The organism is Streptomyces sp. NPDC091287 (assembly GCF_044768525.1).
Lineage (GTDB): Bacteria > Actinomycetota > Actinomycetes > Streptomycetales > Streptomycetaceae > Streptomyces.
Genome location: NZ_JBIVUV010000028.1, coordinates 20,886 through 43,968, shown reverse-complemented (window position 1 = coordinate 43,968; position 23,083 = coordinate 20,886). Strand labels below are relative to the sequence as shown.

Sequence of the window (23,083 nt, the reverse complement as noted above, 5' to 3'; positions counted from 1 at the left end):
TTGCCGGAGGCCTCAGGCGCTCGCCGGTTCGGGCTGTTCGGGGGCGTCGGCCGTCGCGTTCTCGGCCGCGGCCTGCTCGCGGTCGCGCTTCTCACGGCGTACGAGAATGATCCAGCCGACCGGGACGGCGGCGACGAACAGCCACCACTGGACGGCGTAGGCCATGTGCGGGCCGATCGAGCTGTCGTCGGGCGAGGCGATCTGCTCGGGCAGATCACCCGTCGGCCGGGGGGCGGTCTGCTCGATGTATCCGCCGAGGACCGTCCGGGAGAGCAGCTGGGACTGCTGGTCGCTGTTGATCAGCATCACCTGCCGGTCCGGCAGTCCCGCCAGGTCCTTGATGCCGCTGCTGCCGGTCGTCTCGTCCGCCTTGAGGCGGCCGGCGACGGTCACTTCGCCCCGGGGCGCGGGCGGCACGTCGGGGAAGGAGGTCTGGTTCGGCGCGGCCGGGACCCAGCCGCGGTTGACCAGGACGGTGCCGCCGCCCTTGAGGTCCAGCGGGGTCAGGACATGGACGCCGATGCGGTCGTCGTCCGAGGTCCGGCGGCGGACGACCACCTCGTGCTCCGTGTCGAACGTCCCCGTCGCGGTGACCGCCCGCCAGTAGTCCGAGCGCGGGACGGTGTGCCCGGGAGAGGTGAGCTCGGAGACCGGGACCGGCCGCGCGTCGAGGTTCCGCGAGATCAGCCCGTTCTGCTCGACCCGGTGCTCGTGCCGGTGGAACTGCCAGAAACCCAGCTCGATCATCGTCGGGATCAGCACGAGGCCGAGCAGGGTGAGGATCACCCACTGCCGGGTCAACAGGAAGCGGTACACCCCATGACCGTACAACCGGGGTCATGGGGTGCGGCACTCAGGGGTGGTGCCGGAGCGGTCCGCCGGCGGGGTGTTCCGTCAGACTTTGTCCACGATGCCCGCCCTTCCTTCGGCGCGGGCGCAGTGGGCGCCGCAGTACCAGTGCCCGTCGGCCTCGACGCCCTGCCCGATCACCTGGACCCGGCAGTGCTCGCAGATCGGCGCCATGCGGTGGATGGCGCAGGAGAAGCAGTCGAAGACGTGCACCGCGCCCTGCGCGTGCACCTCGAAGGACATGCCGTAGTCGTTTCCGCAAACCTCACAACGTGCCATGCGCCACAGGGTGGGACGCCCGGCGGTCGCGGGGCGAGCGGCTGCCGGGCGAGTCGTGAGCGGTTCACTCCGATGACGGTGCGGGGGCCTGGTGCGGCAGGGTCGCCCCCGGAGGCGGTTCGGCGGGGGCCACGTCGCGCAGCAGATGGGTGAAGGCGCTCTCCTCCAGGATCGGCGTCCCGAAGGCCTTCGCCTTCTGCGTCTTGGACGTGGCGGCGTCGGGGTCGTTGGTCACCAGCAGACTGGTCAGCCGCGACACACTGGTCGCCACGTGCAGGCCGGCCTCCACCGCCCGGTCCTCCAGCAGCTCCCGGTCGATCGAGGTGTCCCCGGAGAAGGCCACCCGCATCCCCTGCTGGAGCGGCTTCTCCTTCTCGTACCGCCCCGGATTGGGATACGGGCAGGCCGGCCGCTTGCGCGAGGGCCGCCAGCTGTTCTGCTGCCGGGAGGGCTGATAGCCGACGCGCGGGGTGACGGGGGAGTCGGACCACTCGGTCAGCGGACGGCACTCCAGCAACGGCAGCCGCACCCCGCCCCGGGCCGCGGCGTGCAGGCTCGGCCGGAACGCCTCGGCCAGCACCCGGGCGTCGTCCAGGGCGTGGTGGGCCTGCTGCTGTACGACGCCGAAGTGCGCGGCGAGGGACGCCAGCTTGTGGTTGGGCAGCGGCAGCCGCAACTCCTTGGCCAGCGCGATCGTGCACAGCCGGTGCTCGACCGGGGCGATCACCGACGCTCGCGCGTACTCCCGGGCGATCATCGACCAGTCGAACGCCGCGTTGTGCGCGACGAGCACCCGGTCCGCGAGCCGCTCCGACAGCTCGGCGGCCACGTCGGGGAAGAGCGGCGCGCCTTCGAGCACGTCGCTCGTCAGCCCGTGGATCCAGACGGGCCCGGGGTCCCGCTCCGGGTTGACCAGCGTGTACCAGTGGTCCTCGACATTGCCCAGGGCGTCCAGCCGGTAGACGGCGGCGGAGATTATCCGGTCGTCGCGGGCGAGTCCGGTGGTCTCCACGTCGACGACCGCGTACCCCTGGGGGTAGGCGGTCGGCCATGGTGCGGCTGTCTGGCGGTCGTCGAGCATGGTCACAGAGAATACGGGCCATGACTGACAGTCCCCTATTCGGTCGCCTCGGCCGGGGGATCACACGGTCAGGGGAGGCGGACGATCCGTTCGGGCGGGAAGAGTTCGGCGCCGGTGGCGTGGGTGTCGTGAGCCAGGTGGATCGTCAGGTTCTCGGAGGCGGCGAGGGGGCTGAGGTCGTGGCACCCGTTCCCCCCGGACAGGCTCAAGGCCGTCAGAGAAGGCAGTTCCGCGAGAGGGGCGAGCCCGGAGACAGGGACGCAATCGGCCAGCGTCAGCACGCGCAGCCCGGTCAGAGCCGCCGTCAGACTCAGGTCCAGGGCCGGTATCCGGATGAGCCCCAGGTCCCGCAGGCCGTGCAATGCCAGCGTCCGGGCGACCTGCCGGAACTGGGTTCCGCTGTACAGGGTCAGATCCCGCAGGCTTTTCCAGCTCTCCAGGCCCTCCAGGTCCAGATACCGGGTCTCGGTCAGCAGGTCGAGCCGGGTCACCTGCTCACACACCGGCAGTTCGCCGATGCTCTCCATGAGGAAGGGGTGGCCCAGAGCCAGATACCGGAGGTCGGGCATGGCGGCGAGCGGCGCGGGATCGAGCGCCGGATGGAGCTGGATGAGGGAAAGCCATTCCAGTCCGGAGGGGGCGAGCGGCTCGATGTTCCGGATCTGCGGGCAGGTGCTCAGCCCGAGCCCGCGCAGTCCCGGCATGGCGGCGAACTGTCGCACATCGGCCAGCCGTGTGTTGTGCCAGACGAACACCCGTCGCACATCGGCCCGGGACGTCACCGGCGACAGGTCGTCGCGGTCACCCGCCACGTTCAGGTTGTGCAGCTGCGGAATGCGGTGCAGGGCGGACAGCTGACCGTCGGACTTCACATAGGCGTGGGTGGTCCCCCAGGTGCGGACCGCCATCATCTCGCGCGCGTAGAGGTCCGGGTCGAACCGCTCCCAGGCCATGGAGACCTCGTACGTGACCAGGTTCCGCTCGTCGTCGCGGAACTGCTTCACCAGCTCGTACGCCGCTTCGCTGCCCACCGCCGCGGCTGTCCGCACGACCGCCGCAGCCTCGCGCTCGGTGAGCTCGTCCAGCATCGACGACAGCAGCTCCAGCGCGAGCTCGCCCACGGTGACCAGCTCGTTGATGCTCTCCTGGCTGTCCGGTGGCAGAAGTCCTTCGGTGCGTGCCTCCACCCGCTGCCGCACCCCTGGGTCCAGCTCCGGCGCATGGGCCAGGCTTGCCGCCGCCAGCAGGATCAGCCGGTGCTCGTGGACGGGCTCCGCCTCCGCCCGCTCCAGCAGGGCCGTGAGGAGCGACGCCCGCTCGTCCGGCCGAGCGTGCCCCACCGCCATCTGCACCACGTCGTCCCACTGGTCCGCGTGGGCGTGGCGGACCAGGACGCCGAAGTCGCGGTCCTCCACCGCCGCCTTCGCTCCCAGATAGTCCTGGAACGTCCGGTGGACGAAGTCCACCGCGCCGAGCGCCGGTTCGCGCAGGAGGCCGCTGCGGTTGAGCAGGTGCGTGAAGACTTGCTCCGGGGCGCCCCGGACCTGGGACATCGGCCGCAGCCAGTCGGCGATCAGGGACACCGCCTCGTCCTGCCCGGCCTGCACGAGGTCGTTGCGGATCAGCCAGTACGCGAGACGTTGCAGCAGGACCGTCTGCTCCTCACGGGTCAGGTCGACGCCCTCCACGCCGACGATCTCTCGCTCCGTGTCGCGCCGCACCAGCAGCATGTCCAGCGCCGCGTCGTACAGCTCCTTGCGCGCCCGGGGCAACTGCATCCTCCGGTCCCGGTTCAGGGCGCAGAGCAGGGCGCACATCAGCGGGTTCGTCGCGAGCCGCGCCAGATCCCGGCGGGTGCCGACCGCCCGGCGGAGCGCGTTCTCGTACGTGGCCAGCTCGGCGTGTTCCTCGTCGGACCGGCACTCCGAGCGGGCCGCCCGATGCCAGTGCCCGATGAAGGCGTGGATGTCATCGCGGCCCATGGCAAGCAGGGTGTGTGGCTCGAAGCCGGAGCCGGACAGCCAGTTCTCCGGGACCGCGGAGGGGCGGGTCGTGACTACGTACCTGGCCCGGGGGTAGGCAGAGATCAGGTCCTTCAGCCAGCGTTCCGTGCGTTTACGCAGCCGCTCCGGGACCTCATCGACCCCGTCCAGCAGGACCAGGGCCCGGCCCTGCTGCATCAGTCGATCCGCCCAGCCCGCCGGGGCCGACCCGTGCAGCGGGACGCCCGCCGCACGCAGGAAGTCCGCGGGGGCGGGCAGCGCGTCGAGGGCCGTGAAGGCGCGTAGGCGCAGGACGAAGGGGATGCACCGGTTCCAGTCCGCCAGCTCGTCGCCGAACGTCTGCCGCGCGGCGTTCAGCGCCAGCCACTGCACCAGCGTGCTCTTGCCGGAACCGGCCGGACCGCGCAGCAGTAGTCGGCCCCCCTCACCGAGGGCCTGTTCGACCCTGACCGCGGTCCGGGCCGGGTGATCCAGACCGTGCGGGCCGGCGACCTCGTAACCGCTGACCGAGAGACTGATGTAGGCCGTCTCCAGCGGCCACCCGCCCGACGACCGCCCCAGCGTCAGCCCGAACAGCTCCACCCGGCTGTTGGCCGTCGCAATGAACTCCGCGTACCGCCGCTCGAACTCCAGGTCCGCCGCGTCCGGGCGCGGCCCGACCCGGTCCCGTACCTCCTCCACCAGCTCCCGCGTCAGGCCCGCCGCGCGGACCTGCTCCACCGCCGCCCGCGCCGCGAACGACGGGTGGGCCGTCAGCTGCTCCACCAGGTGCGCGCAACAGCGGCCGAGCAGGTCCTCGTACAGGTCGAGGGCCCGCTCCGAGAGCCCGGCGGCGGGAGCCCACAGCTCGGCGCGCAGCCGCTCGGGGTCCAGCTCCAGCGCGAACAGCAGCCCGGCGTCCGGCTCGTCCGCCGCGAACGTGTCCTGTACGGAGGTGAGCGCGGCCAGCCGCTCGTGTTCGGGGAGGTCGGCGAAGGCGTCGGCCATGCGGCCCGCGAGCACCTTGGCCAGCCGGTCCGGCTTCGCGGGGCGGGGGAGCGGACGCACCGGGTCCGGGACCAGGCCCGCGCCCGGCCTGGGCGTCAGCAGCGCCTTCGCGGCCGCGCCGCCCACCGTCGTGGCCAGCCGTAACAGGGCAACTTCCGTACCGGACACGTGCGTTCCTCTCCCCAGGACTGTCTTCGGCGGCGCGCGTTCCGCAGATCCTACGGCGCGGCCGATTGGCAGAAGGTGCCAAAGACTGCTGACGCCAGGTCTCGCATACTTGTGGGTAACAACGTCTAGCCCTCGCCGACCCGCGGCCCTACCGTGCTCGCATGGAGCCGAACCTGCCCGATGTCGTGCTGTGGTCAATACCGGCCTTCGTGCTGCTCACCGTGATCGAGATGGTCAGCTACCGCCTCCATCCGGACGAGGACGCCGCCGGGTACGAGACCAGGGACGCCGCCACCAGCCTCACCATGGGCCTCGGCAGCCTGGGCTTCGACCTGCTGTGGAAGATCCCCATCCTGGCGATCTACATGGGTGTCTACGAGCTGACGCCGCTCCGGGTGCCCGTGCTGTGGTGGACCGTCCTGCTGATGCTCCTCGCCCAGGACTTCTTCTACTACTGGTCCCACCGCGGCCACCACGTGATCCGGATCCTGTGGGCCTGCCACGTGGTCCACCACTCCAGCGAGAAGTTCAACCTCACCACCGCGCTGCGCCAGCCCTGGACCTCCGCGACGGTCTGGCCGTTCTATCTGCCGCTGATCGCCTGCGGGGTGCACCCGGCGGCGCTCGCGTTCTGCCAGTCGGCCAACCTCGTCTACCAGTTCTGGGTGCACACCGAGCGCGTCGGCAAGCTCCCGCGCCCCTTCGAGTACGTCCTCAACACGCCCTCCCACCACCGCGTCCACCACGCCTCCCAAGGCGGCTATCTGGACCGCAACTACGGTGGGATCCTGATCATCTGGGACCGGATGTTCGGATCCTTCGCGGCCGAGACCGAGCGGCCCGTCTACGGGCTCACCAAGAACATCTCCACCCACAACCCGCTGCGCGTCGCGACCCATGAGTACGTCGCCATCGCCCGGGACGTCCGGGCCGCCGACACCTGGAGCGAGCGGGCCGGACGGGTCTTCCGCGGGCCCGGCTGGCAGCCGGCGCCGAAGGCGGGGGCCGGGGCCGGGCACGCGGCAGGAGGACCCGCGCACGTGTCCGTGGAGACCTCCGCCCCGGAACGCGCCCTGTGAGCGCCACCGACTCCCGCCCCGCGAGCACCCACGGAGCCGACCGCTTCGCCCGCCCCGTGCTCCTCGCCTTCCTCCTCGCCGCCGCGGTCGACCTGGCCGGGCTGATCGCCGGGGCCGACACCGTCCACCTGGTCGCCAAGCCGCTGCTGATGCCGCTGCTCGCCGGGTACGCGGCGCTCCGCGGCGGACCCCGGCTCCTCGTCGCGGCCCTGCTGTTCGGGTGGGGCGGCGACGTCTTCCTGCTCGCCGACAACGACCTTGCCTTCCTCCTCGGCATGGGCTTCTTCGCCGTCGGTCATGTCTGCTACCTGACGCTGTTCGGCCGCGACCGGGCCCGTGCGCCGCTGGCCACGGGAGCCGGATACGCCCTCGTCCTGGTCGTCTTCCTCGTGCTGATCTGGCCGGACCTCCCGGCGGACCTGCGTATCCCGCTGACCGGCTACAGCCTGCTGCTCACGGCCGTGGCCTGGCGGGCCGGCGCGCTCGGCCCGTACGCGGCGGCCGGCGGGGCGCTCTTCCTGATCTCCGACGCCCTCATCGCCACCGGCATCGCGGAATGGCCGCAGGCGCCCGCCCCCGACTTCTGGGTCATGCTCACCTACATCGCCGCCCAGGCCCTGCTGACCCTCGGAGTGCTCACGGCGCCCCCGGGCCGGGGAACCGGGCGAACCGGGGCGTACCGTGAACGGGGTACCAGCGTCTGAGACCGGCAAGGACCCCGAACGTATGCGCGCCACCGTCATCCACGCCCCCCACGACATCCGGGTGCGGGAGGTGCCGGACCCGGGGATCCAGCAGCCCACCGACGTGGTGCTCAGGGTCCTGCGGGCCTGCATCTGCGGCAGCGACCTGTGGGCCTACCGGGGCGAGTCCGCCCGGCGGCCAGGTCAGCGCATCGGCCACGAGTTCCTCGGCGTCGTCGAGGAGGCGGGATCCGGCGTCAACGGCTTCGCCGTCGGCGATCTGGCCGTCGCCCCGTTCGTCTGGTCCGACGGCACCTGCACCTACTGTGCCGAGGGCCTCACCACCTCCTGCCCCGAGGGCGGCTTCTGGGGCTCGGTCGGCTCGGACGGCGCGCAGTCGGACGGCGGCCAAGGCGAGGCCGTCCGCGTCCCCCACGCCGACGGCACCCTGGTCAAGCTCCCGGCCGCCGCCGCTTCCGACGACCGCCTGCTCACCGCCCTGCTGGCGCTCTCCGACGTCCTGGGCACCGGCCACCACGCCGCCGTCGGCGCGGGCGTCGGGCCGGGCAGCACCGTCGCGGTCGTCGGGGACGGCGCGGTCGGCCTGTGCGGGGTGCTCGCCGCCAAGCGGCTCGGCGCGGAGCGCGTCATCGCGCTCGGCCGCCACACCGCGCGCACCGACATCGCCCGTCGCTTCGGCGCGACCGACGTGGTCGCCGAACGCGGCGAGGCCGCCCTCGCCGCCGTCCGCGAACTGACCCGGGGCGAGGGCGCGCACAGCGTCGTCGAGGCAGTCGGCACCGAGCAGTCGATGCGCACCGCCCTCGGCATCGTCCGCGACGGCGGCTCCATCGGCTACGTGGGCGTTCCGCACGGCAGCGCCACCGGCGTGGACCTCGGCGTGATGTTCGGCCGGAACATCGCCCTGCGCGGCGGCGTCGCCCCCGTACGCCGGTACATACCGGAACTGCTCCCCGACGTGCTGGACGGCACGATCGACCCGTCGCCCGTCTTCGACCGGTCCATCGGCCTGGACGAAGTACCCCTCGGCTACAAGGAGATGGACGAGCGGATCGCGCTGAAGGTGCTCATCACGCCGTAGCGCCCCGACCCGGAGCGAGGGCCCGGGGAGAACGTCCTCCCCGGGCCCTCGCCCCTTGCTCGGTCACGTGCCTACCAGCGCACCGCGTCCAGCGCGTCGACCACTCCGGCCCCGTAGAAGCCGTTGTAGTTCTTGCCGCCCTCGCACACCGCGTCGATGACACCGTCACCGTTGATGTCGTACGGCTCACCGCACGCCTTCGCGTCCGCCTGGAGCGTCAGCAGCGCCTTCACCGCGGCCGGCGAGGCGTAGGGGTGCTGGGACTTGATCAGCGCCACGACGCCCGCGACGTGCGGGGACGCCATCGACGTACCGGCCTTGTAGCCGAACTTGCCGCCCGGCAGCGTCGACAGGATCAGCCCGTTGACGGCCGGCGGCTCGGGGGTCTGGTAGACCGTCGAGTCACCGCCCGGGGCCGCCACGTCGATGATGCCCTTGCCGTAGTTCGAGTACGAGGACTTCAGACCCTTCGCACCCGTCGCGGAGACCGTCACGACACCCGGGAGCATGGTCGGGATGTCCGGGCAGGCGCTCGGGTCGATGGTCCGCGTCACCGGCTCGGTGTCGTTCGGGCTGGTCTTGTCCTCGATCGCGTCGAGCGCCAGGTCGTGGCGGGAGTTCCCCGCCGCCGCGACGTTGACCGTGCCCTTGCGCTCCGCGTACTTCACGGCGCGGGTGAGGGCGTCGACCAGGGCGCCCTGGTCCGGGTCGTTCTTGCAGTTGAACAGCCACGGGTCGGTGTAGTAGCTGTTGTTGGTCACCTCGACACCGTGCTCGGCGGCCCAGAGGAACCCGCAGACGACGGCCTCGGTGTAGAAGAACCCGTCCGGGTTCGACACCTTGATGCCCGACACCTTCACGCCCGGGGCGACGCCGGTGACACCGGCGCCGTTTTTCGCGGCGGCGATGGTGCCCGCCACATGCGTGCCGTGGTCGCTCTCGCCCGCCGCCGGACGCCAGGAGCCGGCGGTGGTGTCCGGAGCGCCGGAGACGCAGTTGGCCGAGGCGCGGCTGTCGAAGTTCGGGGCCAGGTCCGGGTGGGTGTCGTCGACGCCCGTGTCGATGACGGCGACGGTCACCCGCTTCGAGCCCAGCGACTTCTCGTGTGCCTGGTCCGCCTTGATCGCGGGCAGCGACCACTGGAGGGGCTCCAGCGGGTCCTCGCCGGCCTTCGCGTCCGCGGCGGCGGCCGCCGCCTGCTCGGCGGTGAGCGGCTGCGCTATCGCACCGACGTCCTTGGTGGCCTGCGGCACGATCGGGTTCGTGCGGGTGGCGCCCGCGGACTCCACGCCGCGTACCCGGCGCATCGTTTCGCCGAAGGCGGGGTTCTGCGAGTGGACGACGATGACGCCGATCTGCTCATAGGCGATGACGACGGTGCCGCCGGCCTTGGCGATCGCTTTCTTGACGTTCTTGACGGTGCCGTGTCCGCCGCGGGTGTTGACCACGTAGGACAGCTTCGGCCCGTCGGTCCGGACGCTCGCGGCGGCCTGCTCGCCGGTGGGCGCCGCCGTGGCCGTCGCCGTCGGCAGGAAGCCGAGCGAGGCGGTCAGCGCGAGTCCGACGGGCACCGCGAGTGCGCGGGTCCGTCTCGATGACAGATGAGCCATGGGTTCTCCACATCATCCGTGCCGAACGACCGGACACCTGGCGTGTTCGGTCGCGTACATGACGAGTGAAGCTATCGCTGATCATCCCGGCGCATCAACGCTTACGGGCAAGTGAGTTCGAAGAGTGACCTGTGCGGCTGAATGCGAACGGGTGACTTCCGGGCAACCGGGCGCACCGCGGCACCTCCGGAAGGCGAAAGACACGGTGAACCGCTTCGTCGCGCCCTCCGTGCCGTTGTCCAGGAGGCACATCACCGTCCCCGTCGGTAACGAGGCTTCCCTTGACACCCACCGTCCCCCAGATCACCGCACCCGCGTCGCGAGGAGATTCCGTGGCTACCGATGCACCGCCGCCCGAAGGCGGTTCGCCCACCGGCCCCGTCCAGCCCACCACCGAGGCGTTCGTCGCGATGCAGGCGAGCCCGGACTTCGCCGACCTGCGCCGCTCCCACCGCTCCTTCGCCTTCCCCCTGACCATCGCCTTCGTGACCTGGTACCTGCTCTACGTCCTGCTCTGCAACTACGCGGGCGGCTTCATGGGCACCGAGGTCGTCGGCAACATCAACATGGCGCTCGTCCTCGGACTCGCCCAGTTCGCCACCACCTTCCTCATCGCCTGGCTCTACTCCCGGCACGCCGCCACCAAGCTCGACCCCAAGGCCGACGCGATCAAGTCCCGTATGGAGGCCGACCTGTGAGCGCCGCCCACGCCCTCTATCCCACCGTCCAGCTCGCCGCCACCGAGGGGGCGAGCGAGCACCGGCCGCTGATCATCACGCTGTTCGCCGCCTTCGTCGTGGCGACCCTCTTCATCACCGTGTGGGCCGGCCGCCAGACCAAGAGCGCCTCCGACTTCTACGCGGGCGGCCGCCAGTTCACCGGATTCCAGAACGGACTCGCGGTCTCCGGCGACTACATGTCCGCCGCGTCCTTCCTCGGCATCGCCGGAGCCATCGCCCTCTTCGGGTACGACGGCTTCCTCTACTCCATCGGCTTCCTCGTCGCCTGGCTCGTCGCCCTGCTCCTGGTCGCCGAACCGCTGCGCAACTCGGGCCGCTACACCATGGGCGACGTCCTCGCCTACCGGATGCGCCAGCGCCCCGTCCGTACCGCCGCCGGCACGTCCACGATCGTCGTCTCGATCTTCTACCTGCTGGCGCAGATGGCCGGCGCGGGCGTCCTCGTCTCGCTGCTGCTCGGCATCACCAGCGACGCCGGGAAGGTCCTCATCGTCGCCCTGGTCGGCGTGCTCATGATCCTCTACGTCACCATCGGCGGCATGAAGGGCACCACCTGGGTGCAGATGGTCAAGGCCGTCCTGCTCATCGCGGGCACCCTGCTCATCACCTTCCTGATCCTGCTGAAGTTCAACTTCAACATCTCCGACCTGCTCGGCACCGCCGCCAGCAACAGCGGCAAGGGCGCGGCCTTCCTGGAGCCCGGCCTGAAGTACGGCGTCGACAACATCTCGAAGCTGGACTTCATCTCGCTCGGCATCGCCCTGGTCCTCGGCACCGCGGGGCTGCCGCACATCCTGATCCGCTTCTACACCGTGCCCACCGCCAAGGCCGCCCGTAAGTCCGTGAACTGGGCGATCGGCATCATCGGCGCCTTCTACCTGATGACGATCGTGCTCGGCTTCGGCGCGGCGGCGATCCTCAAGCCAGGCGACATCATCGCCTCCAACAAGGCGGGCAACACCGCGGCGCCGCTCGCCGCACTGGAGATCGGCGGCGGCTCCGGATCCACCGGCGGCGCCATCCTCCTCGCGGTGATCTCCGCCGTCGCCTTCGCCACCATCCTCGCCGTCGTCGCCGGACTCACCCTCGCCTCCTCCTCGTCCTTCGCGCACGACATCTACGCCAACGTCATCCGCAGGGGGAAGGCCACCGAGAAGGAAGAGGTCCGCGCCGCGCGCTGGGCCACCGTCGCGATCGGCATCGTCTCCATCGGCCTCGGCGCGCTCGCCCGCGACCTGAACGTCGCCGGGCTCGTCGCCCTGGCCTTCGCGGTCGCCGCCTCCGCCAACCTGCCGACGATCCTCTACAGCCTTTTCTGGAAGCGCTTCACCACGCAGGGGGCCCTCTGGTCCATCTACGGAGGCCTCGCCTCCTCCGTCCTGCTGGTGCTGTTCTCGCCGGTCGTCTCCTCCAAGCCGAGCTCGATGTTCCCGGACGTCGACTTCGCCTGGTTCCCGCTGGAGAACCCCGGCCTGATCTCGATCCCGCTCGGCTTCCTGCTCGGCTGGGTCGGCTCGCTGCTCTCCAAGGAGAAGCCCGACACGGACAAGTACGCCGAACTGGAGGTCAAGTCCCTCACCGGCGTCGGAGCCCACTGAGCACACCGGAAGGACCCTCCCTCGGCCCATCGCCGACGGGCCCTTCGGCTCATCGCCCACCACCCGCGGCCGGGGGGGGGGGGGGGGGGGGGCGACCCCCCCCCCCCCCCCCCCCCCCCGCCCGCCCCCCCCCCCCCCCCACACCCCCCCCCCCCCCCCCGGGGCGGGGGGGGGCCCACCCCCCCCCCCCCCCCCCCCGGCCGCACCTCGTGGCAAACGAGCCACCCCGATGTCACACGTCTCACGTAGGCTCGGGGGTACAAGAGGCCACCAGAGCGACCGCACCACCGCGGACACCCCGGGGGAGGGACCCACCGTGCTCATCGACACCTACGACCGGGTCGCCACCGACCTGCGCGTGTCACTCACCGACAAGTGCAACCTGCGCTGCACCTACTGCATGCCCGAAGAGGGCCTTCAGTGGCTCGGCAAGAGCGAGCTGCTCTCCGACGACGAGATCGTGCGCCTGATCCGTATCGCCGTCACCTCGCTCGGCATCACCGAGGTCCGTTTCACCGGCGGCGAGCCCCTGCTGCGTCCCGGCCTCGTCTCCATCGTCGAGCAGTGCGCCGCGCTCACCCCGCGCCCCCGCATGTCGCTCACGACCAACGGCATCGGACTCAAGCGGACCGCCACCGCCCTCAAGGCCGCGGGACTCGACCGGGTCAACGTCTCGCTGGACACCCTGCGCCCCGACGTCTTCAAGACCCTCACCCGCCGCGACCGCCACAGGGACGTGCTGGACGGCCTGGAGGCCGCCCGCGAGGCCGGACTCACCCCGGTGAAGGTCAACTCCGTCCTGATGCCGGGACTCAACGACGACGAGGCCCCCGAACTGCTCGCCTGGGCCGTCGCCCACGATTACGAGCTCCGCTTCATCGAGCAGATGCCGCTCGACGCCCAGCACGGCTGGAAGCGCGACGGCATGATCACCGCCGGGGACATCCTCGCCTCGCTGCGGACCCGCTTCACCCTCACCGCGGAGAGCGACGAGTCCCGCGGCTCCGCCCCCGCCGAGCGCTGGACCGTAGACGGCGGGCCGCACCGCGTCGGCGTGATCGCCTCCGTCACCCGCCCGTTCTGCCGCGCCTGCGACCGCACCCGGCTGACCGCCGACGGCCAGGTCCGCACCTGCCTCTTCGCCCGTGAGGAGACGGACCTGCGTGGGGCACTGCGCGGGGACGCACCGGACGAGGAGATCGCCCAGCTCTGGAAGACGGCCATGTGGGGCAAGAAGGCGGGCTCCGGACTGGACGACCCGTCCTTCCTGCAGCCCGACCGCCCGATGTCGGCGATCGGCGGCTGAGGCCGGGGTGCCCGAGCCGCGAGGGGGCGAGGGGCCGAGGAGCAGGAACCTCAGGCCCGAGGGCCCGAGGATCAAGACCTCAGGCCTGGGGGACCGAGGATCAGGACCTCTGAGGACCCATGAAGGCCCCCGAGGATTCCCGAGATCAGGCCTCGGTCTCCTTCCCGTCCCCGGCTTCCCAGTCCTTCAGCGCCACGACGTCCTTGAGGAAACCCCGTACACCGAGGAACGAGGACAGGTGCTCCCGGTGCTCGACGCAGGCCAGCCAGGTCTTGCGCCGCTCGGGCGTGTGCAGTTTGGGGTTGTTCCAGGCGAGCACCCACACGGCGGCGGCCCGGCAGCCCTTGGCGGAACAGAGCGGGGCACCGGTGGGACTCTCGGCGGACGTCTCGGGAAAAATCACGTGGCCCAGCCTAAGTCAGGTGCCACGAGCCAAGTCAGGTGCTCCACGAGCTTTCTGACGCATCCCCGGCCGGAGAAAGGGCGACGCCGAGCAGCCACGGGGGGAGCTGCCCGGCGTCGGTCCGTCGCTCCGACGGGGGATGCGGAGCGCTTTCGAAGTATGTCACGGGGACCGGGGTGCGGTGCACCGGAACGTCATGATTGATCTGAGCTTTTATTGAGCTTTGAGGGACGTGCGGGCTCAGGTGTGCTCATGCGGTGGCCGGGGCCCGCCGGACGCCTCCTCGGCGTTCCCGGACTCCGCCGGACCGGGCGCCGGGGCGGCCTCCACAGCAGGCCGCAGCGGCATCTGCACGAACGTCGTCGGCAGCGAAGTCACGTTCTCCCGGCCCGCGTTGGCGATGACCACCGCAACGTACGGCAGCAGCACCCCCAGCACGAGCGCCACGATCGCCACATGCCGCTCCACGTTCCACAGCACCGCGGCCAGTACCACCGACACCGTGCGCACCGACATCGAGATCACATAGCGTCGCTGGCGGCCGCGGACGTCGTCCGTCAGCCCCTGACGGGCGCCCGTGATCCGGATGACCTCCGTACCCGCGCTCTTCCGCAGCATGCTCCACCACCAGATCTCGTTGCCGGACGCTCCCGGACCGGGCCGCATCCACGGTACGCCCGGCACCGGCCGGGCAGGCGGCCGGGGCACGCTGTACGAGGGGATGGGGGCGGAACGGGGGACGGGCCGGGGTCCCCCGGACGGCCCAACCGGGCATGCGCCGCCCGGACGGCGGGCCGAGACTGGGCGGACGCGCACTCCGCGCCGTACGAGGAGGCGAAATGAGCTGGTTGTGGGCAATCATCGTGGGACTGGTGCTGGGTGTCATCGCCAGAGCGATCCTGCCGGGCAAGCAGGACATCCCGCTCTGGCTGACGGCCGTGTTCGGCATCCTCGGCAGCATCCTCGGCAACGCCGTGGCCGGCTGGATCGGTGTAGAGGACACCAAGGGCATCGACTGGATCCGTCACCTGCTGCAACTGGCGGGCGCCGTGGCGGTCGTCGCCCTCGGCGACATGGTCTGGCAGTCCTTCCGCGGCAGCCGTAAACAGCGAACCTGACCCGGCGGGACCACACAGCGCCGCGGCCGGACACGCTTTCCTCGCGTGTCCGGCCGCGGCCCTGTGCTGCGGCCGGCCGGTGAGGCGGGTGGACCGGGGCTCGCGGTGTGCGGTTCCCGGGATCAGACTGAAGGAGAGGAAGTTCCTGCCATGTCTCTCGTCAGGTGAGCAAGGAGGAATCATGACAGCGACGACGCGGAAGGACACTCCTGTCGTCATCGAAGGCGACGGAGTGGAACTGCGGGTTCAGGATTTCGGCGGAGACATGTCCGTCGCCTTCGTGAAGTTTCCCGAGGGCACCGACATGGGTCCGGCTCTCAAGGGCCTGGCCGAAGACCTCTGCCCCTGCCCGCACTGGGGCTATCTCTTCAAGGGCCGGCTGAAGATGCGGACGCCCCGTGGCGACGAGGTCTACGAAGCGGGTGAGGCGTTCTACTGGCCGCCCGGACACGCCCCGGTGGCGCTCGAGGACTGCGAGTACATCGACTTCTCGCCGGCCAAGGACTTCAACGAGGTCCTCGATCACATCAAGGCGCAGGCAGGTTGACGGACGTCACGTGAGAAGCGGTCGGCGCCCGACGTGCCGGACACCGACCCGCACGACGGCCGGACCGGGCCTGCCGCGACCGGGCACACGAGGACATGTGTCCGGCCGCGGCACTGTGACGCGGGGGAGGGTCAGCCGACCGGGCCGACCTCCACGGCCGCCAGGTTCTTCTTGCCCCGGCGCAGCACCAGCCAGCGCCCGTGCAGCAGTTCCCCGGCGTCCGGCGCGACTTCGCCGTCGACGACCTTCACGTTGTTCACGTACGCGCCGCCCTCCTTGACCGTGCGGCGCGCCCCCGACTTGCTGGGTGCCAGACCGACCTCCACCAGCAGGTCCACCAGCGGACCCAGCTCGGCGACGCTGGCGCCCGGCACCTCGGACAGGGCCGCGCTCAGCGTCGCCTCGTCCAGCTCGGCCAGGTCGCCCTGACCGAACAGCGCCTTCGACGCCGCGATGACCGCGGCGCACTGCGCACCGCCGTGCACCAGTGTGGTCAGCTCCTCGGCCAGCGCGCGCTGCGCGGAGCGGGCCTGCGGCCGCTCCGCGGTCAGCTTCTCCAGCTCCTCCAGCTCTTCACGGCTCTTGAAGCTGAGGATGCGCAGGTAGCGCGAGACGTCCCGGTCGTCCACGTTCAGCCAGAACTGGTAGAACGCGTACGGCGTCGTCATCTCCGGGTCGAGCCAGACGGCGCCGCTCTCGGACTTGCCGAACTTCGTCCCGTCCGCCTTCGTCATCAGCGGCGTCGCCAGCGCGTGCACGGTGGCGCCCGGCTCCAGCCGGTGGATCAGGTCGATGCCCGCGGTGAGGTTGCCCCACTGGTCGCTGCCGCCCTGCTGAAGGGTGCAGCCGTGCCGGCGGTACAGCTCCAGGAAGTCCATGCCCTGGAGCAGCTGGTAGCTGAACTCCGTGTAGCTGATGCCCTCCTGCGACTCCAGCCGCCGGGCGACCGAGTCCTTGGTGAGCATCTTGTTGACCCGGAAGTGCTTGCCGATGTCCCGCAGGAACTCGATCGCGGACATGCCCGCGGTCCAGTCCAGGTTGTTGACCATCGTCGCCGCGTTCTCGCCCTCGAAGGACAGGAACGGCTCGATCTGCGAGCGCAGCCGGGCCACCCAGGCGGCGATCGTCTCCGGGTCGTTCAGCGTGCGCTCGGCGGTGGGCCGCGGGTCACCGATCTGGCCGGTCGCGCCCCCCACCAGGGCGAGCGGTTTCAGCCCGGCCTGCTGGAGCCGTCGCATGGTGAGCACCTGCACCAGGTGCCCCACATGCAGACTGGCCGCGGTCGGGTCGAAGCCGCAATAGAAGGTGACGGGACCGTCCGCGAGAGCCTTGCGCAGTGCGTCCTCGTCAGTGGACTGGGCGAACAGCCCGCGCCACTTCAGCTCGTCGACGATGTCCGTCACGGTTCCGGTGCTCCTTATGACTGGCAGAGATGCTGGTAGATGTACGGGTCAGTCTAGGCGGGTCACACCCCCGGGCTGACCGAGCTCATGTTGAAGTCCGGGATGCGCAGCGCGGGCATCGCGGCCCGGGTGAACCAGTCGCCCCACTCGCGCGGCAGCGTCTTCTCCGTACGCCCCGCCTCCGAGGCCCGCGACAGCAGGTCCACCGGCGACTCGTTGAACCGGAAGTTGTTCACCCCGCCGACCACCTCGCCGTCCTCGACCAGATAGACGCCGTCCCGGGTCAGCCCCGTCAGCAGCAGCGTCGACGGATCCACCTCGCGGATGTACCAGAGGCAGGTCAGCAGCAGCGCCCGCCCTGACGTCGCGGCGGCCATCTCCTCCAGCGACCGCTCGCCGCCGCCCTCCAGCAGCAGGTTGTCGATGGCCGGGGCGACCGGCAGCCCGGTCAGGCCCGCCGTGTGCCGGGTCGTCGTCAGCCGCTCCAGCCTCCCCTCCCGGACCCAGTCCGTCGGGGCCAGCGGCAGTCCGTTGTCGAAGACGGAACCGCTGTCGCCGGAGGAGTGGGCGATCACGAACGGCGCCGACTCCAGACCCGGCGCGTGCGGGTCGCTGCGCAGCGTGAGCGGAAGCGGGGCGAGCGTCTCGCCCAGCCGCGTACCGCCGCCCGGCGTGGAGAACACCGTCCGGCCCTCCACGGCATCCCGCGCGGTCGAGGACCAGAGCTGGTAGATCAGCAGGTCCGCGACCGCGGCCGGCGGCAGCAGCGTCTCGTACCGGCCGGCGGGCAGCTCGACGCGCCGCTCCGCCCAGCGCAGCCGCTGCGCCAGCTCCGCGTCCATCGCCGCCGGGTCGACGTCCTTGAAGTCCCGGGTCGCCCGGCCCGCCCACGCGGAGCGCGTACGGTCCGGCGACTTCGCGTTCAGCTCCAGCGTCCCGTTCGGCTGGTCGTGGCGCAGCCGCAGCCCCGTCGACGTCCCCAGGTAGGTGGAGGTCAGCTCGTGGTTCGCGAACCCGTACAGCTCGCGGCCCCCGGCCCGGGCGCGCGCGAAGGCGTCGCCGAGCGCCGGGGCGAAGTCGGCGAAGACCTCCGAGCCGGTCTCGGCGGGCGCGTCCGTGAAGTCGGGGGAGGAGGGCGCCCCGCTCACCAGCGGCTGCGCGTCCTCCGCCGGATCCGCGCCCCGCGCGGCGGCCTCGGCGGCCCGCACCAGCGGCTCCAGGTCGTCCGTGGTCACCGCGGACCGGGAGACGACGCCGGACGCCGTCCCCTTCGCCCCGTCCACGGTCGCGATGACGGTCAGGGTCCGCCCCCGGGTCACCCCGTTCGTGGTGAGCGCGTTGCCCGCCCAGCGGAGATTGGCGGAGGACTGCTCGTCGGCGATGACCACCAGGCCGTCCGTGGTGGACAGCTCCAGAGCCCGCTCGACGATCTCGTACGGCTTGCTGACGCGGCTCATCGTCCGGCCTCCTGCGTCGTGTTGAGACTGTGCCTGCCCGGGGGGCGACCCCCGGACCCCCAGCCGGTTCCGTGGTCGCCGCTCATCGTCCCGCCTCCTGCGTCGTGTTGAGGATGTTGACGCCCCGGAAGAGGGCGGAGGGGCAGCCGTGCGAGACGGCCGCGACCTGGCCCGGCTGGGCCTTGCCGCAGTTGAACGCACCGCCGAGAACGTACGTCTGGGGGCCGCCGACCTTCTCCATCGAGCCCCAGAAGTCCGTGGTCGTCGCCTGGTACGCCACATCGCGCAGCTGCCCGGCCAGTCGGCCGTTCTCGATGCGGAAGAACCGCTGCCCGGTGAACTGGAAGTTGTAGCGCTGCATGTCGATCGACCAGGACCGGTCGCCGACCACATAGATCCCGCGCTCCACCCCGCCGATCAGGTCTTCCGTCGACAACCCGCCCGGATCCGGCTTCAGGGACACGTTCGCCATGCGCTGTACGGGGACGTGGCCCGGCGAATCCGCGTACGCGCAGCCGTTGGAGCGGCCGAGGCCCGTCAGCTTCGCGATGCGGCGGTCCAGCTGGTAGCCGACCAGCGTGCCGTCCTTCACCAGGTCCCACGACTGCGCCTCGACGCCCTCGTCGTCGTACCCGATCGTCGCGAGCCCGTGCTCGGCCGTGCGGTCACCGGTCACGTTCATCACGGGGGAGCCGTACGCCAGCTTGCCCAGCTGGTCGAAGGTGGCGAACGAGGTCCCGGCGTACGCCGCCTCGTACCCCAGCGCCCGGTCCAGCTCGGTGGCGTGGCCGATCGACTCGTGGATCGTCAGCCACAGGTTCGACGGATCGACGACCAGGTCGTACGCCCCCGCCTCGACGCTCGGCGCGCGCATCTTCTCCGCGAGCAGTCCGGGGATCCGCTCCAGCTCGTCGTTCCAGTCCCAGCCGGTCCCGGTCAGGTACTCCCAGCCCCGGCCCGCCGGCGGCGCGATGGTCCGCATCGAGTCGAACTCACCGCTCGTGCCGTCCACCGCGACGGCGGTGAACTGCGGGTGGATCCGCACCCGTTGCTGCGTGGTGACGGTGCCCGCCGTGTCCGCGTAGAACTTGTTCTCGTGCACGGCCATCAGGGACGCGTCCACATGCGCGACGCCCTCCGCGCCCAGCAGCCGCCCGCTCCACTCGGCGAGCAGCGCCGCCTTCTCCTCGTCCGGTACGGAGAAGGGGTCGACGTCGTACGCCGAGACCCAGGTCCGCTCGCCGTGCACCGGCTCGTCCGCCAGCTCCACCCGCTCGTCGGAACCGGCGGCCGCGATCACCTTCGCCGACAGCTTCGCCATCGCGACGGCCTGCGAGGCCACCTTCGCGGCGGCGTCCATCGTCAGGTCGACGCCCGAGGCGAACCCCCACGCACCGCCGTGCACCACGCGCACCGCGTACCCGAGGTCCGTGCTGTCCGACGCACCGGCCGGCCGGGCGTCCCGCAGCCGCCAGGAGGCGCTGCGCACCCGCTCCAGCCGGAAGTCGGCGTGGGTCGCGCCCAGCGCCCGCGCTCTGGCGAGCGCCGCGTCGGCCAGCGCGCGCGACGGCAGGGCCAGGAATGACTGATCTACCTCGTGGGGCACAGGGAGTTCCCTTCTCGATACACCACGGCAGTGAACCATGCCGGAGGGTGACCGCACCGGGGGATATCGGAGACGCGTGGGCCGACCACGTACCCGTGCGGACTGTAGGAACCCGACAGCACCCCGGACAAGCCACTGTCAGGGCCCGATTCCTCGATCGGCGCACGGTACCGATAGGTTTTCGACGTACCAGACCGCCAAGGAAAGGGTGATCCGTTGAGCCGCTCGGTTCTCGTCACCGGAGGAAACCGGGGCATCGGCCTCGCCATCGCCCGCGCCTTCGCCGACAACGGCGACCAGGTCGCGATCACCTACCGTTCCGGAGAGCCGCCCCAGGTGCTCACCGACGCCGGTGTCCTCGCGGTCCGCTGCGACATCACCGACGCCGAGCAGGTGGAGCAGGCCTACAAGGAGATCGAGGAGAAGCACGGTCCCGTGGAGGTGCTGGTCGCCAACGCGGGCATCACCAAGGACCAGTTGCTGATGCGGATGTCGGAGGAGGACTTCACCTCCGTCCTCGACACCAACCTCACGGGGACCTTCCGGGTCGTCAAGCGCGCCAATCGCGGCATGCTGCGCGCCAAGAAGGGCCGTGTCGTCCTGATCTCCTCCGTCGTCGGCCTCCTCGGCTCGGCCGGCCAGGCCAACTACGCCGCCTCCAAGGCCGGGCTCGTCGGCTTCGCCCGGTCGCTGGCCCGTGAACTCGGATCGCGGAACATCACCTTCAACGTCGTCGCCCCCGGTTTTGTCGACACCGACATGACCCAGGCGCTCACCGAGGAGCAGCGCAAGGGCATCGTGTCCCAGGTGCCGCTCGGCCGCTACGCGCGGCCCGAGGAGATCGCCGCCGCGGTGCGCTTCCTCGCCTCCGACGACGCGTCGTACATCACTGGAGCCGTCATTCCCGTTGACGGCGGATTGGGCATGGGTCACTGATCACCATGAGCGGAATTCTCGACGGCAAGCGCATCCTGATCACCGGGGTGCTGATGGAGTCGTCCATCGCGTTCCACGCCGCGAAGGTGGCCCAGGAGCAGGGGGCCGAGGTCATCCTGACGGCCTTCCCCCGCCCCACCCTGACCGAGCGCATCGCCAGGAAGCTGCCGAAGCCGGCCAAGGTCATCGAGCTGGACGTGACCAACCAGGAGCACCTGGACCGGCTGGCCGGCCTGGTGCGCGAGGAGCTCGGCTCCCTGGACGGCGTCGTCCACTCCATCGGCTTCGCGCCGCAGGACGCGCTCGGCGGCAACTTCCTCAACACGCCGTTCGAGTCCGTCGCCACCGCGATGCACGTCTCGGCGTTCTCCCTGAAGTCGCTGGCCATGGCCTGCAAGCCGCTGATGAGCGAGGGCGGCTCGATCGTCGGCCTCACCTTCGACGCCCAGTACGCCTGGCCGCAGTACGACTGGATGGGCCCGGCCAAGGCCGCCCTGGAGGCCACCTCCCGCTACCTCGCCCGTGACCTGGGCAAGGACGGGCTGCGCTGCAACCTGATCTCCGCCGGACCGCTCCGCTCCATGGCCGCCAAGTCCATCCCGGGCTTCGAGGAGCTGGCCGACGTCTGGAACACCCGCGCCCCGCTGGCCTGGGACATGAACGACCCGGAGCCGGCCGGCCGCGGCATCGTCGCCCTGCTCTCCGACTTCTTCCCGCGCACCACGGGCGAGATCATCCACGTCGACAGCGGCGTGCACATGATGGGCGCCTGACCGCGCGCCACCCCGCCCGACGGCCCCCGGCCGCGTACCCCCTCCCGGTTCTCCGGAGGCGGTACGCGGCCGGGGGCCGTTCACGGTCCCTGGCCTCCCGGGGCCCCTCCGGTCGAAAAGTCGGCCGATCCACCGCAGAATGAGGAGGAACCGGACTTCTTGTCAGGCTGCGGGAGGGAGATCGCCGTGCGTCCCACGCGCCGCCGAACCCGTCTCCTGCTGGCCGCCCCGGTGGCCGTCGCCGCACTCGCCGTACCCCTGGGAGTCCACGCCGCCAGAGGAGCCGACTCCGGTACGGAAGCGGAGCCCCCGAAGCCCGAACCGGCCGGCTCGGAGTGCCGTACCTCCGTCGAGGGCTCCCGGGTCGTCGCCTACTGCCACAACCCCTACCCCTCCACCGACCTGGTCCGGCTGCACACCGAATGCGACCGCTGGTGGGACGTCGACGCGGACGGCGCGGCGGTCGCGGTGGAGCCCGGCCGGACCGTACGTCTTGAGGACCGCTGCTGGAAAGAGATCGCCACGGCGTGGGTCAGCCACCGTCCCGCCCCCGTCTGATCCGAGCGGTGCCTTCAACCTTCGCCTTTGCCGTACGTGGCCCGGGGCGCCGCTACACCCGGTCCGTCAGGCAGGTCAGCGCGTGGCTCGCCGCCTCGGCCGCCGCCGTCTCCGCGTCCCCGGCCCGGATTGCCTCGACCAGCCGACCGTGGTCCATATGGTTCTCCGGTCGCAGCTCGGGGCCCACGTCGCCGCGCAGGTAGTCGCGCAGCAGATCCCCGAGGTCGGCGTAGAGCTCGGTCAGGACGTCGTTGTGCGAGGCGGCGACCACCGCCAGGTGCAGCGTCGCGTCCGCCGCCACGAACGCCTCCGCGTTCCCCGACGCCCAGGCCTCCTCGCGGCGCGCCATCAACGTGTCCAGCTGCCGCAGATCCCGCTCGGTGCGCCGGGCCGCCGCCAGCCGGGCCGCCGACGACTCCAGCGTCGAGCGCAGCTCCGCGATATGGCGCGGATCGGCGGCCGCGAACCTGCGGTGCATCACCCCGGCCAGCTCGCTCGTGGCGATCACATAGGTGCCGGAGCCCTGCCGGATGTCCAGCAGCCCGTTGTGCGCGAGGGCACGCACGGCCTCGCGGACGGTGTTACGGGCCACGCCCAGCTGCTCGACCAGCTCGGGCTCGGTCGGAATCCGTGAACCGACCGGCCACTCGCCCGAGGTGATCTGATTCCTCAGCTGGGCGATCACCTGGTCGGCGAGTGCCGAACGCCGTGGAGACGTCAGCGCCATGATGCTCCTTGCTCGTGGGCCGGCCCGAGGCGCCGGGCCGAAGAGGGTGTCGGGGGCGGATTCTCCCAGG

The 23,083-nt window shown here is 71.1% G+C and carries 22 protein-coding genes; 11 read left to right on the top strand and 11 right to left on the bottom strand.

The window, feature by feature from the left end; genetic code table 11:
- Positions 1-12 precede the first annotated feature (12 nt).
- From ACIQRW_RS35305 to ACIQRW_RS35290, 4 genes are all read right to left on the bottom strand, one after another.
- Positions 13-816, bottom strand: a complete 804-nt coding sequence (locus tag ACIQRW_RS35305; RefSeq protein WP_403768622.1) for an SURF1 family protein — start codon at positions 814-816, stop codon at positions 13-15.
- A 78-nt stretch (positions 817-894) separates the two neighbouring features.
- On the bottom strand, positions 895-1,128 hold the full coding sequence (locus tag ACIQRW_RS35300) for a hypothetical protein (RefSeq protein ID WP_012381452.1): 234 nt from the start codon (positions 1,126-1,128) through the stop codon (positions 895-897).
- 64 nt (positions 1,129-1,192) lie between these two features.
- A complete protein-coding gene (locus tag ACIQRW_RS35295; protein WP_403768619.1) occupies positions 1,193-2,215 on the bottom strand; it encodes a DEDDh family exonuclease in 1,023 nt (340 codons plus the stop codon).
- 62 nt (positions 2,216-2,277) lie between these two features.
- Positions 2,278-5,367: an NACHT domain-containing protein gene (locus ACIQRW_RS35290; RefSeq protein WP_403768616.1), complete on the bottom strand. Its 3,090-nt coding sequence runs from the start codon at positions 5,365-5,367 to the stop codon at positions 2,278-2,280.
- Between the two features lie 161 nt (positions 5,368-5,528).
- Between ACIQRW_RS35290 and ACIQRW_RS35285 the strand changes: the two genes are divergently transcribed.
- The 3 genes from ACIQRW_RS35285 to ACIQRW_RS35275 are packed head-to-tail and all read left to right on the top strand — an operon-like array spanning position 5,529 to position 8,231.
- A complete protein-coding gene (locus tag ACIQRW_RS35285; protein ID WP_403768614.1) occupies positions 5,529-6,446 on the top strand; it encodes a sterol desaturase family protein in 918 nt (305 codons plus the stop codon).
- Complete coding sequence (locus ACIQRW_RS35280; RefSeq protein ID WP_403768611.1) at positions 6,443-7,150, top strand: lysoplasmalogenase; 708 nt, start codon at positions 6,443-6,445, stop codon at positions 7,148-7,150. The genes ACIQRW_RS35285 and ACIQRW_RS35280 overlap by 4 nt, the downstream gene beginning before the upstream one ends.
- A gap of 22 nt (positions 7,151-7,172) precedes the next feature.
- Entirely contained in the window at positions 7,173-8,231 is a 1,059-nt protein-coding gene (locus tag ACIQRW_RS35275) for a zinc-dependent alcohol dehydrogenase family protein (RefSeq protein WP_403768608.1), read from the top strand.
- 71 nt (positions 8,232-8,302) lie between these two features.
- Here the strand turns inward: ACIQRW_RS35275 and ACIQRW_RS35270 are convergent, their stop codons facing one another.
- A complete protein-coding gene (locus ACIQRW_RS35270) occupies positions 8,303-9,841 on the bottom strand; it encodes a S8 family peptidase (RefSeq protein ID WP_403768605.1) in 1,539 nt (512 codons plus the stop codon).
- Between the two features lie 332 nt (positions 9,842-10,173).
- Here ACIQRW_RS35270 and ACIQRW_RS35265 point away from each other — a divergent pair, with 332 nt between their 5' ends.
- From ACIQRW_RS35265 to moaA, 3 genes are all read left to right on the top strand, one after another.
- Positions 10,174-10,539, top strand: coding sequence for a DUF485 domain-containing protein (locus ACIQRW_RS35265; protein ID WP_403768603.1), 366 nt, complete (start codon positions 10,174-10,176; stop codon positions 10,537-10,539).
- On the top strand, positions 10,536-12,179 hold the full coding sequence (locus ACIQRW_RS35260) for a cation acetate symporter (RefSeq protein ID WP_403768600.1): 1,644 nt from the start codon (positions 10,536-10,538) through the stop codon (positions 12,177-12,179). The genes ACIQRW_RS35265 and ACIQRW_RS35260 overlap by 4 nt, the downstream gene beginning before the upstream one ends.
- A gap of 316 nt (positions 12,180-12,495) precedes the next feature.
- Positions 12,496-13,485: a GTP 3',8-cyclase MoaA gene (gene moaA, locus ACIQRW_RS35255; protein ID WP_050358245.1), complete on the top strand. Its 990-nt coding sequence runs from the start codon at positions 12,496-12,498 to the stop codon at positions 13,483-13,485.
- 145 nt (positions 13,486-13,630) lie between these two features.
- Here moaA and ACIQRW_RS35250 read toward each other — a convergent pair whose 3' ends face one another.
- Complete coding sequence (locus ACIQRW_RS35250) at positions 13,631-13,888, bottom strand: hypothetical protein (protein ID WP_403768597.1); 258 nt, start codon at positions 13,886-13,888, stop codon at positions 13,631-13,633.
- A 240-nt stretch (positions 13,889-14,128) separates the two neighbouring features.
- The gene (locus tag ACIQRW_RS35245; protein WP_403768718.1) at positions 14,129-14,506 is read right to left on the bottom strand and encodes a DUF3099 domain-containing protein; all 378 of its coding nucleotides are present in this window, start codon (positions 14,504-14,506) and stop codon (positions 14,129-14,131) included.
- Between the two features lie 221 nt (positions 14,507-14,727).
- Between ACIQRW_RS35245 and ACIQRW_RS35240 the strand changes: the two genes are divergently transcribed.
- Together ACIQRW_RS35240 and ACIQRW_RS35235 are read left to right on the top strand one after the other, a co-directional pair.
- Positions 14,728-15,006: a GlsB/YeaQ/YmgE family stress response membrane protein gene (locus ACIQRW_RS35240; protein WP_047175980.1), complete on the top strand. Its 279-nt coding sequence runs from the start codon at positions 14,728-14,730 to the stop codon at positions 15,004-15,006.
- A gap of 181 nt (positions 15,007-15,187) precedes the next feature.
- Positions 15,188-15,553, top strand: coding sequence for a hypothetical protein (locus ACIQRW_RS35235; RefSeq protein WP_403768594.1), 366 nt, complete (start codon positions 15,188-15,190; stop codon positions 15,551-15,553).
- Positions 15,554-15,684: 131 nt separating this feature from the next.
- Here ACIQRW_RS35235 and tyrS read toward each other — a convergent pair whose 3' ends face one another.
- The 3 genes from tyrS to ACIQRW_RS35220 all read right to left on the bottom strand — a co-directional run bounded on the left by tyrS (position 15,685) and on the right by ACIQRW_RS35220 (position 20,019).
- Positions 15,685-16,956 (bottom strand): tyrosine--tRNA ligase, encoded by a 1,272-nt coding sequence (gene tyrS, locus ACIQRW_RS35230; protein ID WP_403768591.1) that lies wholly within the window; start codon positions 16,954-16,956, stop codon positions 15,685-15,687.
- A gap of 62 nt (positions 16,957-17,018) precedes the next feature.
- Complete coding sequence (locus ACIQRW_RS35225; protein WP_403768588.1) at positions 17,019-18,413, bottom strand: metallopeptidase TldD-related protein; 1,395 nt, start codon at positions 18,411-18,413, stop codon at positions 17,019-17,021.
- 82 nt (positions 18,414-18,495) lie between these two features.
- Entirely contained in the window at positions 18,496-20,019 is a 1,524-nt protein-coding gene (locus ACIQRW_RS35220; protein WP_403768585.1) for a TldD/PmbA family protein, read from the bottom strand.
- A gap of 216 nt (positions 20,020-20,235) precedes the next feature.
- Between ACIQRW_RS35220 and fabG the strand changes: the two genes are divergently transcribed.
- The 3 genes from fabG to ACIQRW_RS35205 all read left to right on the top strand — a co-directional run bounded on the left by fabG (position 20,236) and on the right by ACIQRW_RS35205 (position 22,286).
- Positions 20,236-20,955 (top strand): 3-oxoacyl-[acyl-carrier-protein] reductase, encoded by a 720-nt coding sequence (gene fabG / locus ACIQRW_RS35215; protein WP_403768582.1) that lies wholly within the window; start codon positions 20,236-20,238, stop codon positions 20,953-20,955.
- Between the two features lie 5 nt (positions 20,956-20,960).
- The gene (gene fabI, locus ACIQRW_RS35210; RefSeq protein ID WP_398063399.1) at positions 20,961-21,728 is read left to right on the top strand and encodes an enoyl-ACP reductase FabI; all 768 of its coding nucleotides are present in this window, start codon (positions 20,961-20,963) and stop codon (positions 21,726-21,728) included.
- 186 nt (positions 21,729-21,914) lie between these two features.
- The gene (locus ACIQRW_RS35205) at positions 21,915-22,286 is read left to right on the top strand and encodes a hypothetical protein (RefSeq protein ID WP_403768579.1); all 372 of its coding nucleotides are present in this window, start codon (positions 21,915-21,917) and stop codon (positions 22,284-22,286) included.
- Positions 22,287-22,338: 52 nt separating this feature from the next.
- On the opposite strand, the gene ACIQRW_RS35200 is transcribed toward ACIQRW_RS35205, so the two are convergent.
- Complete coding sequence (locus tag ACIQRW_RS35200) at positions 22,339-23,013, bottom strand: FadR/GntR family transcriptional regulator (protein ID WP_265602377.1); 675 nt, start codon at positions 23,011-23,013, stop codon at positions 22,339-22,341.
- Positions 23,014-23,083: the final 70 nt, after the last annotated feature.